This is a genomic window from Vibrio sp. 11-4(1) (assembly GCF_013048625.1).
GTDB lineage: Bacteria > Pseudomonadota > Gammaproteobacteria > Enterobacterales > Vibrionaceae > Vibrio > Vibrio diabolicus.
In genome coordinates this window covers 375462-389915 of sequence record NZ_VHSY01000002.1, presented here as the reverse complement: position 1 = coordinate 389915, position 14454 = coordinate 375462, and the positions used below count along the sequence as shown (strand labels likewise).

12 protein-coding genes are annotated in these 14454 nt (G+C 45.6%); 4 read left to right on the top strand and 8 right to left on the bottom strand.

The annotated features are described in order from the left end of the window. Nucleotides 1–55: 55 nt before the first annotated feature. Nucleotides 56–622 carry a DNA-3-methyladenine glycosylase I gene (locus tag FKN16_RS05185; RefSeq protein WP_005378109.1) on the top strand — a complete coding sequence of 189 codons (567 nt, stop codon included), beginning with the start codon at nt 56–58 and terminating at the stop codon, nt 620–622. A 25-nt stretch (nt 623–647) separates the two neighbouring features. On the opposite strand, the gene FKN16_RS05180 is transcribed toward FKN16_RS05185, so the two are convergent. The 4 genes from FKN16_RS05180 to cls form a co-directional block, all read right to left on the bottom strand. Next, nucleotides 648–1508, bottom strand: coding sequence for a lipase secretion chaperone (locus FKN16_RS05180; protein WP_170902157.1), 861 nt, complete (start codon nt 1506–1508; stop codon nt 648–650). Between the two features lie 12 nt (nt 1509–1520). After that, nucleotides 1521–2426 (bottom strand): triacylglycerol lipase, encoded by a 906-nt coding sequence (locus FKN16_RS05175; protein WP_048626532.1) that lies wholly within the window; start codon nt 2424–2426, stop codon nt 1521–1523. A gap of 245 nt (nt 2427–2671) precedes the next feature. Next, the gene (locus tag FKN16_RS05170; protein ID WP_170902155.1) at nt 2672–3880 is read right to left on the bottom strand and encodes a cystathionine beta-lyase; all 1209 of its coding nucleotides are present in this window, start codon (nt 3878–3880) and stop codon (nt 2672–2674) included. 241 nt (nt 3881–4121) lie between these two features. After that, nucleotides 4122–5576 (bottom strand): cardiolipin synthase, encoded by a 1455-nt coding sequence (cls, locus tag FKN16_RS05165; protein WP_170902153.1) that lies wholly within the window; start codon nt 5574–5576, stop codon nt 4122–4124. Between the two features lie 430 nt (nt 5577–6006). Between cls and FKN16_RS05160 the strand changes: the two genes are divergently transcribed. From FKN16_RS05160 to FKN16_RS05150, 3 genes are all read left to right on the top strand, one after another. After that, complete coding sequence (locus FKN16_RS05160; RefSeq protein ID WP_043884644.1) at nt 6007–7377, top strand: sodium-dependent transporter; 1371 nt, start codon at nt 6007–6009, stop codon at nt 7375–7377. Between the two features lie 81 nt (nt 7378–7458). Next, on the top strand, nt 7459–8151 hold the full coding sequence (locus tag FKN16_RS05155; RefSeq protein WP_170902152.1) for a TIGR01621 family pseudouridine synthase: 693 nt from the start codon (nt 7459–7461) through the stop codon (nt 8149–8151). Nucleotides 8152–8182: 31 nt separating this feature from the next. Beyond that, complete coding sequence (locus FKN16_RS05150) at nt 8183–9115, top strand: class I SAM-dependent methyltransferase (RefSeq protein ID WP_170902150.1); 933 nt, start codon at nt 8183–8185, stop codon at nt 9113–9115. Nucleotides 9116–9205: 90 nt separating this feature from the next. Here the strand turns inward: FKN16_RS05150 and FKN16_RS05145 are convergent, their stop codons facing one another. The 4 genes from FKN16_RS05145 to FKN16_RS05130 all read right to left on the bottom strand — a co-directional run bounded on the left by FKN16_RS05145 (nt 9206) and on the right by FKN16_RS05130 (nt 14400). Further along, complete coding sequence (locus FKN16_RS05145) at nt 9206–10261, bottom strand: hybrid-cluster NAD(P)-dependent oxidoreductase (protein ID WP_170902149.1); 1056 nt, start codon at nt 10259–10261, stop codon at nt 9206–9208. Nucleotides 10262–10342: 81 nt separating this feature from the next. Next, nucleotides 10343–12004 (bottom strand): hydroxylamine reductase, encoded by a 1662-nt coding sequence (hcp, locus tag FKN16_RS05140; RefSeq protein WP_170902148.1) that lies wholly within the window; start codon nt 12002–12004, stop codon nt 10343–10345. A gap of 174 nt (nt 12005–12178) precedes the next feature. Continuing rightward, entirely contained in the window at nt 12179–13708 is a 1530-nt protein-coding gene (gene norR / locus FKN16_RS05135) for a nitric oxide reductase transcriptional regulator NorR (RefSeq protein ID WP_170902147.1), read from the bottom strand. A 212-nt stretch (nt 13709–13920) separates the two neighbouring features. After that, a complete protein-coding gene (locus tag FKN16_RS05130; RefSeq protein WP_012841939.1) occupies nt 13921–14400 on the bottom strand; it encodes a glycine zipper 2TM domain-containing protein in 480 nt (159 codons plus the stop codon). Nucleotides 14401–14454: the final 54 nt, after the last annotated feature.

Here is a 14454-nt window from a genome sequence, read left to right as displayed (position 1 = left end):
TGAAAAGTATCGCGCCTCTAGCTCATCAGTTAGAGGCGCTTTTTAAGGAAGAATAATGACAGAACAAAAAACGTGTGCGTGGGCGATGAATCACCCATTAGAGCGCGAATATCATGATTCCGAATGGGGCGTGCCAGTATATGACGACCAAGTCCTGTTTGAATTTATTACGTTGGAAGGTGCGCAAGCTGGCCTTAGTTGGATCACCATCCTTAAAAAGCGCGAAGGTTACAGAGAAGCGTTCGAGAATTACGATCTAGATGCGTTGGAACAAAGAAATGAAGAACGCGCTGAATACATCGTGGAAAACTTCGATGTTGTGAGACATCGCGGAAAGATTAACTCGGTATTCAGTAATGCCAAAGCGGCCAAAGCGTTAATTGCTGAATACGGGAGTTTATCAGACGCGTTGTGGCAGTTCGTGGACGGCGAACCAATCGTCAATCAATGGCAGCATATGAGTGACGTACCAGCTTCGACAGAGCAATCCAAAGCCATGAGTAAGTTCCTAAAAAAGAAAGGCTTCAAGTTTGTCGGTGAAACCATCTGTTATGCTTTCATGCAAGCCGTCGGCATGGTGGATGACCATATCGTTGGATGTCCTAAAAAGCAGAATAAGTAACGTTTGGCTTATTAAGTTTATGTTGTTAGTTCTGGTTATCATGAATACGTTCCAAAGCTTCGATTCGACGCCATTGAGCTGCATCGAAGCTTTGTTTTCTTAAAGCAATGATTTCTGCCTGTTTTTCATCTTGCCCTAGAGAATCCCTATTCAGAATATCTTGACGCTGTTTTAAGTAAGTGGCGAGTTGAGTCTCAAATGATGCTCTTTGCTCATCAAGCTTTTGCAGCCTTTGCGCTCCAGCGTCTCCCACCAATGCAACACGGGCGATGTACTTATCTTGTGAATCAAGCTGAGAAGCTTGCTCGAGTTGCTCCGTTAATGCGTTATTGCGTTCACTCTCTCGGATGTAATCCGGTTGTTCTGATAACGCTTGATTGAGAAGGTGTGTTTGACTCTCGATATCCGATGCCTGTTTTTTAATCGTCAGCTTTTCCAATGCAAGTTGGCGAAGTCGGTTTTCTTCGTCAAACAATTGAGCTATCTGGACCTCGCTAAAGTATTGAAGTTGTAAATTCAGTATCGCTTCATTCAGCATGGTTAACTGTTCAAGCGTTAGTTGGTTATGCTCAAAAGGCTCCAATGCAGAGAGCGCTTGCTTGTAGGAAAGGTAGGTCTGGAAGAGTTTGGCATCAATATTCAGTGTTTGTTTTGCTAAAGTGTCATCATTGACTTCCGCTTTGATCGTATCGAGATCTTCTTCGCCCAGTCGGCTAAGAGAATATTCGAAGAAGTCTTTTGGGGAAGAGACATCGGCGGCTATATCTTGCTGAGATTGCGAATGGTTAGAGGTTGTCTCTTGTTGTTTGTCGCTTTGCAACAGAGAAAGCGCTCCCATGCCAAACATCGAGAGCAGGATAAAAGTGGTGAGAGCGACTTTCTTCATTGTGATGACCTCTTATAAACCTTGAAGTTTGAGACGATTTGCATGTTGGCGATAAAGTGTGACTGGATCGGTTTCAAAAAGATGATGAATACCGAGTAGGCCGTTAATTTCATCCAAATGGTTCATTTGATAATCATCACGTATGACTTTGCCTAAATGTGTGCTGCACGCACCAACTAAGCCATCATTCGGCCCATCAAAAGCTAAGCCAAGTACCATCATGGCAGCGTCGGTCGGATCGAAAACGTTTGTAAAAGTGGATGATCCAGTCCATGAGTAGTAATAAACGCCATTTGAAGCCAGCAAGTCACCATTACCACATTCACTGGTAGGGACTCCCTCTGGGTAGTGTTGGTTAAACGCCAATGATCCTTCCGTGGTTAATGCTGCTAATGAGGCCAAAGGGTCTTGGTCGAGATCAGAACCGCCTGATAGAAGATTAATAAGAGTGGTTAAGCCTTGCGCCAGTTTTACCGCGACCTGCTCGCTACCAGAACCCTCAGATACGGTGCCACGAACTAAATCTGCTACTTTAGACCCTTTATTAACGCCACCGATACTCGTAACTGATGCGACTAGGTCAGGACGGACAGAGGCGACGTAGCGCGTTGTTGGACCACCATGACTGTGACCAATGAGATTGACTTTCTCTGCGCCTGTTGCTGCTAGTAAGGTTTCTACTTGAGCAAGCAGTTGCTCCCCTCTAACTTCGCTGCTGTTGGTCGCGGATACCTGCGCTACATAAACTTTAGCGCCGTCTTTCGTTAAGGAATGTGGTATTCCGAAAAAGTAATCTACGCCTGCGAGGGTATCAAAACCAAATAATCCATGAACCAGAACAATCGGATACTTGGTTTGGGTATAACCCGTTGCGGCGTGTACGGTGGTTATTGGGACGGTAATTAAGGTAAAAAGCATTAGCGCTATGAATTTGAGTTTCAAAACTATCTCCTTGTGGTATGACCTCTTATGAATGATAAAAAGTAGGAGAGAAACTCTAAATTTGGAAAGCCTATTTGTGGCACATTATTTCATTCTGTGACTGCTCAATTGAAAAACAACACAAATGATTAACATTAACGAATGGGTGGTGGGAATGTTAGGTAATTCTAATTAAGTCAGCGAGTTATAAAGACGCCCCGCGAAGCAGGGCGATTCAATTACTATTTTAGAGAGACTTCTTTTTCTAAAATTAACGCGTTATAGCGTGCAAAACCAGCCTCTAGATCGGCGATCAAGTCATCCACGTCTTCTAAGCCAATATGAATACGAACTAAAGTGCCCTCAAAGTGTGGGTGCGCTACGGTTCTCAAGCTGTTAAAGCTCTTTGGTTCGTTAGCTAGAATGAGGCTTTCATACCCGCCCCAAGAATAACCCATACTGAAGTGTTTCATACCGTCAAGCAGAGCCGTCGTCGCTTTTGGATAAGACGTTTTGAGAACAAATGAAAACAAGCCGTTTCCACCAGTGAAGTCACGTTTGAAAAACTCATGGCCAGGGCACGATTCCAATGCTGGGTGGCGGACATGATCAACTTCCGGACGAGAAGCTAGCCACTTGGCGACTTTCAAGCTACTTTCTGCGTGTTGTCTTAGGCGAACATCCAGCGTGCGAATACCACGAAGGCCTAGGTATGCGTCGTCAGGAGAAACGCACTGACCCATCAAGTAGCTTTGTTCACGCAGTTGGGGCCAGTATTTTTCGGAAGCTACGGCTGTACCTAACATTACATCAGAGTGACCAACTATGTATTTGGTGGCGGCTTGAATGGAAATATCGACACCATGTTCAAATGGTGAGAAGTTCACGCCAGCTCCCCATGTGTTATCAAGCATCACAATAATATCGTGCTCGTGAGCAATGCGCGCCAATGTTGGTACATCCTGCACCTCCATTGTGACTGACCCCGGAGATTCTAGGAAAAGGACTTTGGTATTTGGTTGAATCAAATCACGAATACCTTCTCCAATCATCGGATCATAATAGGTAGTTTCGATGCCCATTTTCTTCATGATGGTATTACAAAAATCACGAGTTGGTTCGTAACAAGTGTCCACCATCAGAATGTGATCGCCAGTTTCGACGAAAGAAAGAATCGCATTTGAAATTGCTGCCGTGCCACAAGGGTAGAGAGCACAACCTGAGCCACCTTCAATCTCAACCATTGCATCTTGAAAAGCGAAGTGCGTGTTGGTGCCTCGGCGACCATAAAACAACGTTTTGTTTGCACGATTAATGGTGGCTTGGTTCTTTTCTGCAACGGTATTGAATATCACAGTTGAAGCGCGTTGAACGGGTGGGTTTACAACACCATTTGTCCACTTTTTATCGCGGCCAGCGGTAATGAGTTTGGTTTTTTTTCCCTCTGACATAAAAGTTCCCTGTCTTAAATATTACGATTTTGATTATTTAAAACATGGACGACATAACGTTTGCAAGGGAAAAGTCAACTATCACCCAATAATAGCCGAGATTATCGAGTGAAGGCGTCAAAGCTGAAAGGTTGAGTTGTAGGCTTAGAGTGTATCGCTAAGGTGGAAAACGTAAGTAGAACAAACCTCCAGCAAGATGTTTGAAGCGCTGGAGGTTTTTTTAGTCGGTGTATTTGAGGTATTAGAGGAGTGGATTGAAGAGATAGAACACTCGCTCTAAGAATCGAGAAAATAGGCTTCTTTTCTCCCATTCTTCCAATACAACAGTGTGAGATTGCTTAATATAGCTATCTTGTAACCAAGACATTTGCTTCGTGAACTCTTCGTCGTCAACGGCGAGGGTAACTTCGAAGTTCAGCCACAAGCTGCGCATATCCATGTTTACGGTGCCAACTAAACAGAATTGGTCGTCAATTACGACGGATTTCGTATGCAGCAAACCACCGTAAAACTCATAGATGTTGACTCCTGCACACAAAAGCTCACTATAAAAAGCGCGTGACGCCCATTGCACCATCATTGAGTCATTTTTATGTGGAATGATCAGTTCAACATCAATGCCTCGTTGTGCTGTCATCTTTAACGTTTCGAGTAAATCAGCATTGGGCACGAAATATGGCGTTGTGATTCGTACTGAGCGATTGGCTTGGTTGATTGCTAATGTTAATACTTGATAGATCAGATATTCCGGCATACCAGGGCCAGAAGGCACAACCTGAATAGGGTGTTGGAATTCACTCTCATCGATCTTGCATTCAGGTAGTCTCGGTAAATGACGTTCGCCAGTTTCGACTTCCCAATCCCAACAGTGGATAGCACTCAATACGTTTACCGTTGGTCCCGTAATGCGAACCATGATGTCCACCCAATGCCCGACGCCACTGTTTTGCTTGAAGTAAGCCGGGTCAACCAAGTTCATTGAACCTGTATAAGCAATTTCATCATCAATTACGATGATCTTGCGATGTTGGCGAAGATCAAGACGACGTAAGAAAATACGCCACATCTTCACTTCTAGCGCTTGAATAACCTCAATTCCAGCATCCTGCATCATTCGATACCAAGGACTTCTGAAAAAACGTGGACTACCTGCTGAATCGAGCAATAGTTTGACATCTACGCCGCGTTTAGCCGCTTGGATAAGTGCAGAAGCGACAGAGTCAGCCAAACCACCTGGATGCCAAATGTAGAATACCATTCGAATACTGCTCTGCGCGTTTTCGATGTCTTCAATAATGGAATGCAAAATCTCATTAGGTGACTGTTGCAGCGACAATGTATTACCGCTCAATGCGGGAAGACCAAGGCGGTTGTTACAAAGTTCATCAATTCGGTAGATGTGCCTTCCCATCGTTTCTGGGTTGTGCGCGTTACAGTCGTTAAGCTGACTGAACCACTTCTCGAATGGTGTAAACATCTCTTTTGCGCGTTCGGCCCGTTTTCTGCCTAAGTTCAGTTCACCGAAGAGGAAATAACACGCGACACCCAGAACGGGAAGGATATAAATGATCATTAGCCAAGCTAAAGACACGCTCACTGCACGGCGCTTTAAAACGACACGAATGGTCACACCTGCGACCAGTAACCAATATAGCCCGATGCCAGCTAAAGTAAGAAAGTGATAAAACTTGTCCATATACGCTCAGAGTAATATGCCCTTCTAGGATATTAAGCATAAAAGTGGGTTGGGGGAATAGATTTCCCATTTAGACGTGGGATTGACCTTATATGAGGAACAAATCTCATAACAGCTGATTCTGTTATTTTAATGTGAAAAATAAGGTCATTCTTTAACTTTTGAACAAAAAAGCAGCATTTAACCTGCGTAACTCGACACTTGTGCGATAAATGTACTTTTTTGGGGTTCCAATTTTAAAGGGGAGCTGCTTTACTTTCTAGACATAGTGCGTCGAACGCTTATTTTATAAGTGTACAATAATTTTTACATAAACTTTTTAGACGCCTATCTCTATGCATACACAACAAACTAATTTTGGAGAAAAAGCGTGGCTACAACTAATACAGCAGCACCACGTGATACGTGGGGGTCTAAACTAGGCTTCGTAATGGCAGCAGCGGGGTCCGCTGTCGGTTTAGGCAATATATGGAAATTCCCTTACACAGCGGGTGAGAGTGGCGGCGGTGCATTCGTTGCTATCTACCTTATCTTTGTTATTTTTATCGGCTTTAGCGTGATGCTGACAGAGTTCGCTATTGGTCGTAAGACAGGTCTTTCTGCCGTAGGTGCATTCAAAACAACTGACCGACGCTGGACGTTCACTGGCGTTATGGGAGTCTTCAGTGGTCTTTTGATCATGGGCTTCTACCCAGTGGTTGGTGGTTGGGCATTGGCCTACATCTTTAAAGTGGGCGGTGGTCTACTCAGCGCGCCAGAAGCAATTGGCGACAGCTTTGGCGGTTTCATCTCAGATCCGATTCAACCTTTAATGTGGATGGGTGTTTACCTGTTCCTTAACGTCATGATTGTGATGAAAGGTATTTCGGGTGGTATTGAGAAAGCCGGTAAGGTTCTGATGCCGCTTCTGTTCTTAATCCTAATCGTTGTTTCTGTTAAAGGCTTGATGCTGCCAGGTGCAATGGCTGGCCTTGAGTTCTTATTCATGCCGGACTTTTCTAAAGTCGACAGCAATGTGGTTCTTGCTGCACTAGGGCAGGCGTTCTTCTCACTTAGCTTAGGTATGGGTTGTATGATGACGTACGGTTCTTACCTGAAGAAGAAAGAGAACCTAGTTCAAACAACCGGTATGGTTACTGCGATGGATACAGGTGTAGCGATTCTTGCTGGTGTTGCTATGTTCCCTGCTATGTTTGCCTTTGGCATGGAGCCTGCGGCAGGCCCTGGTCTTGTATTCGTTGTCGTTCCTCAGCTATTTGCTGAAATGGGTGGTGTGATTGGGTTGCTATTCGCGTTGCTATTTTTCATCGGTTTGACGGTGGCGGCATTAACTTCTTCAGTATCACTATTGGAAGTTGTCGTGTCTTACCTAATCGACGAGAAAGGCATGAAGCGCTCTAACGCAGTTCTGTCTGCAAGTGCAGTTATGGCGGCATTATGTATTTTTGCGTCACTATCGTTAGGTGGAATGGGGCCAACGCTGTTTGGTACAGGTGCCTTTGATATCTTCGACTTGCTAACGGACAAAATCTTCCTAGCGGTTGGTGGTATGTTGGTTTGTATCTTTGCTGGATGGCGCCTAAGCCGTGCTGAGCTAGAAAAAGAGATCACTAATGACGGCGAAGTATCCTTCCCGCTATTTGGATTGTGGTACAACCTAGTTAAATACCTGATTCCTGTTGCGATTGCTATTGTTGCCTTCATGGGGATTAAGTCGGGCTTTGACAGTGGCAAAGGTGAAATCATGCTGCTGGGTATCGCGATCATTGGTCTTGCTGGTATTTTCTCTAGAAAGCTCTAGCTCAGGCCTTGGGGCAAGCCTCGATAGCTTTGTCCTATAACTTATGTATACTGCTGGCTCCAAACGTGGAGCCAGTTTTTTATGTTCGATATTCTACATACCCATCCCGATTTTCTGATCATCAATAAGCATCCCAACGTCTCTGTTCATAAAGACGATGGCGACACAATGCTGCTGCAAGAAGTGGCTAAGCAGAGTGGTGATGAGCAGCTTTATCTTATCCATCGCTTGGATAAAATGACATCGGGTATTCTGCTCCTCGGACGCAACGCCAAAGCGGCCAGTGCGTTATCGCAAGCCTTCGCTGACCGCCAAGTGGAAAAGTTCTATCTGGCGATTGGCTCTAAAAAGCCGAAAAAGAAACAAGGTTTGGTCGTTGGTGATATGGAGCGTTCGCGCCGTTCATCATGGAAGCTGGTCAACAGCAAAAATAACCCAGCCGTTACCCAGTTTTTCTCTCTTGCGGCAGAGCCCGGAGAGCGCCTATTTTTATGTAAGCCACACACTGGTAAAACGCATCAAATCCGCGTGGCATTAAAATCGGTTGGCTCAGGTATTGTTGGTGACCCGATTTACAATGCAGGCAATGAGGCTGATCGCGGTTATCTGCATGCATTTTCACTTTGCTTCCAATACCGAGATGAGCAATATCGCTTTGTTTGCGACCCACGAGAACACAAAATACTTGGTAACAAATGGCACAGTGAAATCGTCTCTCAGGGTTTGGATACTTGGCTTTCCCCTTGGGAACTGAACTGGCCTACGATCAAATAACCGTCACAAAGAAAACTAATAAGAGAACTCGATGCAAGCATCACAACTTCAGCTGTTTTTTCAGCATCTAGAAACCGAGCTCGCGCAAGCTCCGAATGAAATTCGTCGACTGTTTCATGGTCGTGGCCGTCGTTTTGAGGGCCTAGAGCAAATTACCTGTGACTGGTTACAAGGTCAGTTGATCATCAACTTGTTTAAAGAAGTCGACGACGCGTTTCTCGCTGAGCTGAAAGACGGCCTCAATGCGTTGGCACAATCACAACTGTGGGCAGATAAGCAAGGTCGCACTATGGTTCTTCAGCACCGTTATGCCGATGGTGCGCCTTCAGAAGTGCTTGTCGGTGAATTAGACGCTCGCCCTGTCGTTGAAGAAAGCGGTTTGAAATACCAATTGGATATTGGCCGCAATCAAAACTTCGGTCTGTTTTTGGACATGCGCTACGGTCGTGATTGGGTACGGGAAAATGCGAAGCATAAAAACGTGCTTAACTTGTTTGCTTACACGTGTGGCTTTTCTGTCGCTGCCATTGCGGGTGGCGCAGATAAAGTGGTTAACGTCGACATGGCAAAAGCGTCGCTGTCTAAAGGTCGTGAGAACCACAAGCTAAATGGTCATAACATCAACCAGGTAAGCTTTATGGGGCACGATATCTTTAAATCGTGGGGTAAGATTAAAAAATCTGGTCAGTATGACTTGATTATCATCGATCCGCCTTCATTCCAGAAAGGCAGCTTTGCGCTGACGAAAGATTACAAAAAGATTCTACGTCGATTGCCGGATTTGTTGGCAGAAGGCGGTCAAGTGATGGCATGTGTGAACTCGCCATCTGTGACAAGCGACTTCTTGATTGAAAGCATGAAAGAAGAAGCGCCAGAGTTGACATTCCGTGAGCGTCTGGATAACCCACCAGAGTTTATGGACGTAGACAGCGAAGCAGCATTGAAAGTGTTGTTATTTAGTTAAAAGACTTTTGTTGCAACAGAAGTAACATCAAAAAAAGCGCCGCGAAACAACTAGACAGACGTATCGCGGCGCTTTTTTGTATTTGGAAAACTAACCGATCTGCACTTCAAGATCCGCTTCGATGGTTGATGAGCAGGCGAGCACATAGCCTTGTTCAATTTCTTCTGGCGTTAATGTTTCTAGGCTGGTGGAAGAGACGTTGCCTTGACGAACCTTGCATTTGCATGAGCCACAAATGCCGCTACGACAAGCGACGATTAATGGTAAGCCTGCGCCTTCAAGCACATCGGCCAGTACCTGACCTTTTTGCGCATCGATGGTTTGAGCAAAGTCAGGAACAGAAACACGAACAACTTCATCGGAGATCGATGTTTCTGCGCCAGTCGCTGGCGTAAAACTCTCTTGGTAGAAGTTCGTCATGTCAAAACCAAGGTCATTCAAATAACCGTGAACATCTTGCATAAACTGGCTTGGACCACACAGGTAAACGGTGCGTTGCTTGAAATCAGGAACAAGCTCTTTAAGCCAGTCGGCATTCAAACGACCTTGTGGATGTGACGTTCCTTCGCGGTTTTTTAGCAACAGCTTTAAATGGAAGTTGGGATACACAGCGTCGAACGTTTCTAGTTGATCGTAGTAAATCGTCTCTTCTGGGCTGCGTGCGATATGAAGAAATGCGATGTCCACATCGTTGTCGTTTTCATAGTGATTACTCAGCCAGTGTTTTGCCATCGAAAATACGGGCGTGACGCCGCAACCTGCACTGATAAGCAAGGCTTTTGTTTCGCCATCACGTAACACGGGTGGGTGGTCAATGCAGTTAAATTCGCCCGCTGGTGGTAATGCTTGAACGGTATCACCGAGCAGCAGCGAGTCAACGATGTAGTTCGATACTTTACCGCCAGATACTCGTTTGATGGTGAGTTGAAGGTGATCGTCTTCATTGATAGAGCTGATTGAATAGGCACGAAACTCCATTTTTCCATCAATTTCGACGCCCAAGTTAATAAACTGGCCAGGCTTAAACTGAAACAGAAGTGATTCGGTTAGTTCGGCCAATTTTATGCTGACGGTGTCGTGTGTTTCGAAGTATTTGTCGATGCAACGGAGTGTGACGGGTTGGTTACCTTGCCATTCAAAAAACATAACAATCTCTTTGGTTGTGGCTATTTTTGGTTCGAAATAGATAGCGCCTCCGCGTAAGGAGGCGCGTAACAAGCAAGTTTATTAGGCTGCTAGGATGGCTTTTAGATCATCCTGAACATTGCCAATACTGCGCATATCGAACTTCTCTTGGATGATGGCGATTAGGTTTGGCGTTAGGAATGCTGGTGCAGTAGGGCCTGTGTAAATGCCTTTCACGCCCAATGCAAATAGCGTTAGCAAGATAACGATCGCTTTTTGCTCGAACCAAGAAAGCACAAGCGTGAGTGGCAGTTCATTGATGTCACAGTCAAACTCTTTCGCTAGTGCAAGTGCAAGCTGGATTGCAGAGTAAGCATCGTTACATTGGCCCACATCCAATAGGCGAGGAATGCCGTTGATATCGCCAAACGTATTCTTGTTGAAACGGAACTTACCACACGCCAAGGTCAGGATTAGCGTATCTTCTGGCGCTTCAGCCGTAAAATCGGTGTAGTAGCTGCGTTCCGCTTTATCACCATCACAACCGCCGACTAGGAAGAAGTGTTTGATGTTGCCTTGCTTCACTTGATCGATAACCGCAGGGGCGGCGTTCATCAGTGCATTGCGACCAAAACCAACCGTGATGTGGTGTTCGATTTCATCGTGTTGGAAACCGTCTTGCGCTAGAGCACATTCAATCACTTGGCTAAAATCATCGCCTTCGATGTGAGCCACTCCAGGCCAGCCAACAATACTACGGGTGAATAGACGGTCTGCGTATTGACCCACATTTGGATTCAACAAACAGTTTGACGTCATTACGATTGCGCCTGGGAAGTTGGCGAATTCTTTCTGCTGGTTTTGCCATGCGCTGCCGTAGTTACCGACAAGATGAGAGTATTTCTTCAGCTCAGGGTAGCCGTGTGCAGGCAGCATTTCACCATTGGTGTACACGTTAATGCCTTTGCCTTCGGTCTGTTGCAGGATTTTTTCTAGGTCATGCAAATCATGGCCAGAGACAAGAATACATTTGCCTTTTACTGGTTTGACGTTCACCGTGGTTGGTTCTGGATGGCCGAAGGTCGTTGTTTCGCCTTGGTCGAGCATTTCCATCACTTTGTAGTTCATCAGGCCAATGCGCATTGAGCAATCAAGTAGTTCGCCAAGATCTTCAGGATCTGTGCCCAACCACGCCATGATTTCATGGTATTCGGCATAGATATCGTTGTTGGTTTGCTCAAGAACACGTGCGTGCTCCATGTACGCGGCTGCACCTTTAAGTCCGTATAGGCAAAGTAGGCGTAGGCCAATAACATCTTCATGTACTTGGTCCTTACCACGGTTAACCGCGACTTGAGGAGCAAAAGCTAAGATCGCTTCTGCGCTGTTTGGTAGCTCGAAGTGAGCAACCGCAGGAATGTCAGCGACTTCGGTATCGGCAAGCGTTGTTGCAGACATCACTTGCTCTTTTAACAATGCTTTGTACGTTTCGGCTTGAGAAGTTAACTCTAGGATGCGTTCAGGGTCGAAGTTAACGTTCGTCAATGTAGAGAAAAATGCCTTGGGTGCCCATTGGTTGATTTCATCGTTAATGATGTTGAATTCAAGTGCTTTTGATGCCCAAAAAGAAACCCCTTGCAGTGTGTAAACCAACACGTCTTGTAGGTCTGATACTTCAGAAGTTTTGCCACACATGCCTTGTGCAAAAGAACAACCTTTAACAGCAGGGGTTTGAATTGTCTGTTCACATTGAATACAGAACATATTGGGTTCTCCAGTGATGGTTTTAATAGTCGTGATGTTGACCACTAGAGAGCAGAAAGCGTGCCAATTTTTATCTTATTGATTTATATTTAATTTTATCGTTTTTAGATGAGTGGTTGATGTAATTAAGACAACGCATATGATGTCTTAATTACATCGGCTTCTTGTGGTTGGTTATTTATTGATCCCGAGCTTTTTACCCATCCGATATAAGTTCCCGCGATCCATTTGCAAAAACTCCGCTGCTTTTGCCCAAACGCCACCAGTTTGGCTCAAAGCATGTTCAATTAAATCACGCTGATAGCTTTCTATTAGCTCTCGCATTGGCTGGCTTTCTTTAGGCAGATAATGCGATGTGTTTTTTACATCATCGAGAGCCAGTGAGGTGTCGAAATGGTTAAGCATGATCGTACTTGCGCCTTGTTGAATGGCGTGTAAAGCCGCGCGAGTTAAAGTGTGTTCGAGCTCGCGTACGTTTCCGTACCAAGGTAAAGACTCCAACTGAGTCAACACTTTAGGATGAACGTGCAGATTGGGCGCATTAAATTGTTGGCGTACTTTTTCTAACAGGTATCCTGCTAAAACGGGAATATCACCGTCACGGGCACGCAGTGAGGGGACTTGGATTGGGAACACGTTCAAACGGTGGAAAAGGTCTGCTCGAAACGTGCCAGCTTCGACCTCTTTTTCTAATTGTCGATTGGTCGCGGCGATGATGCGCACATTGACCATCAAATGCTGATCGCTACCTACACGTTGTAGCTCGCCTTGTTGGATCACACGTAGCAATTTTGCCTGTAAAATCAAAGGCAGTTCGCCCACTTCATCAAGGAAAATCGTTCCACCGTCTGCCAGCTCAAACTTACCGGCGCGGTGGCTATTGGCTCCAGTGAATGCGCCTTTGACATGGCCAAACAGTTCACTCTCTGCCAGACCTTCTGGTAAAGCCGCACAGTTGACGTAAATCATCGGCTTATCGCTACGATGAGATTGCGCGTGTACCGAGTGCGCGACCAGTTCTTTACCAGTACCGGTCTCTCCTGTGATAAGTACCGCGTAATCCGATTGAGCAACGGTCGCAATGTTGTTTCGTAACTGATTGATCTGCGGGCTCAAGCCCACCATTTCGCCATGTTGGGAACGGGCTTGCTGGATAAGGGTTTGAGTGACGCTTTTCTGCTTTTGGTTTTGTGCTTTGAGCGCTTTTAATTGCGCAATGTTACGCAATGTTGCAGCGGTCAAAGCCGCAAAGGTTTCGATAGCGACAGGGTCAATGTCATCAAACGCGCCCACCGTTAGGGCATCCATAGTTAGTGCGCCAACAAGTTGGCCTTCCACATGCAAGCTAAAGCCCATGCAATCGTGAACATCAATGCACTGGTCTTCGGTTAATAGTGTGCCGTCAAAAGGATCCGGCAGTGAACAATCGGCATCGAAACGCACAGGTGCGCGGCTATGAATAATGGCATCTAAGCGTGGATGTGCTTTGGGGAAATAGCGACGACCTAAGACCGAGCTGGATAAGCCTTTTACCGCGACAGGAGTCAGAAACCCATCCTCATCGAAGATAAACAGGCAACTAGCATCACATGGGAATACTTGCGCGACCCCATCAATGAGGTTTTGATATTGCTGTTCGTGAGAGCGATTAGAGCTGAGGTTTAGCGCGATATTAAGGAGTACATGGTCAACAGTCGGAGTCATAACAAGCCCAAAGTTATCTGGAATGGGCTCATGCTAGCAACTTGATGTCATTTGAACATCGAAAGGTGTGGGAGATTGATGTTCCATTGACGACGATCAAACTTGATACAAATAGAATCGCGCAAGCCGATGAGTAAGCAACGTACGCTTGCGCGGATTAAGCTCTTTGAAACAAAACAGCAGACCAATGGAACGGAGTCATCGTGTTCAAATTAGCGAGGTACAACCCTTGCGTCATTACCAGACATGTTGATTTGAACCGCTTGGCCTGGCTGAAAAATCATGTTTGGGTTTGCTTCTTGAACGACAGAGATTATTTTTCCATCCTCTAAGCGAATGGTCAGATTCACACCATTTCGTTTCGCGGTTGCTTCAGCGGCTTTACTGCCGGCATAACCACCCAACAGACCACCACCAATAGCTGCGATATCCGAGCCAGAGCCGCCCCCGACTTTTGAGCCTAATATACCACCCACGGCGGCACCAGCGATTGTACCTATGGCGTTGGATTGGGTAGAGGCATCAATGGTTACTGGTTCAACTTTTTCAATCGTTCCGTAGTAAACCTGCTGAACTTTGCGTGTGTCTGAAGAGCCGTATGCATCTCCGTACGGGTTAGGTGAGGTACAGCCGCTAAGCATAACAATACAAGACATGATGAGCAGCATACCTAGCTTGACGTATTTTTTCATATAGCCTCCGAATGATTTCTCTCCATCCAAAGAGTATATACCCCAATTTAATAT

Bases quoted from the DNA above. Each gene is read 5' to 3' on its own strand.
- FKN16_RS05185 (WP_005378109.1), top strand. From the start codon at position 56: ATGACAGAACAAAAAACGTGTGCGTGGGCGATGAATCACCCATTAGAG.
- FKN16_RS05180 (WP_170902157.1), bottom strand. From the start codon at position 1,508: ATGAAGAAAGTCGCTCTCACCACTTTTATCCTGCTCTCGATGTTTGGC.
- FKN16_RS05175 (WP_048626532.1), bottom strand. From the start codon at position 2,426: ATGCTTTTTACCTTAATTACCGTCCCAATAACCACCGTACACGCCGCA.
- FKN16_RS05170 (WP_170902155.1), bottom strand. From the start codon at position 3,880: ATGTCAGAGGGAAAAAAAACCAAACTCATTACCGCTGGCCGCGATAAA.
- cls (WP_170902153.1), bottom strand. From the start codon at position 5,576: ATGGACAAGTTTTATCACTTTCTTACTTTAGCTGGCATCGGGCTATAT.
- FKN16_RS05160 (WP_043884644.1), top strand. From the start codon at position 6,007: ATGGCAGCAGCGGGGTCCGCTGTCGGTTTAGGCAATATATGGAAATTC.
- FKN16_RS05155 (WP_170902152.1), top strand. From the start codon at position 7,459: ATGTTCGATATTCTACATACCCATCCCGATTTTCTGATCATCAATAAG.
- FKN16_RS05150 (WP_170902150.1), top strand. From the start codon at position 8,183: ATGCAAGCATCACAACTTCAGCTGTTTTTTCAGCATCTAGAAACCGAG.
- FKN16_RS05145 (WP_170902149.1), bottom strand. From the start codon at position 10,261: ATGTTTTTTGAATGGCAAGGTAACCAACCCGTCACACTCCGTTGCATC.
- hcp (WP_170902148.1), bottom strand. From the start codon at position 12,004: ATGTTCTGTATTCAATGTGAACAGACAATTCAAACCCCTGCTGTTAAA.
- norR (WP_170902147.1), bottom strand. From the start codon at position 13,708: ATGACTCCGACTGTTGACCATGTACTCCTTAATATCGCGCTAAACCTC.
- FKN16_RS05130 (WP_012841939.1), bottom strand. From the start codon at position 14,400: ATGAAAAAATACGTCAAGCTAGGTATGCTGCTCATCATGTCTTGTATT.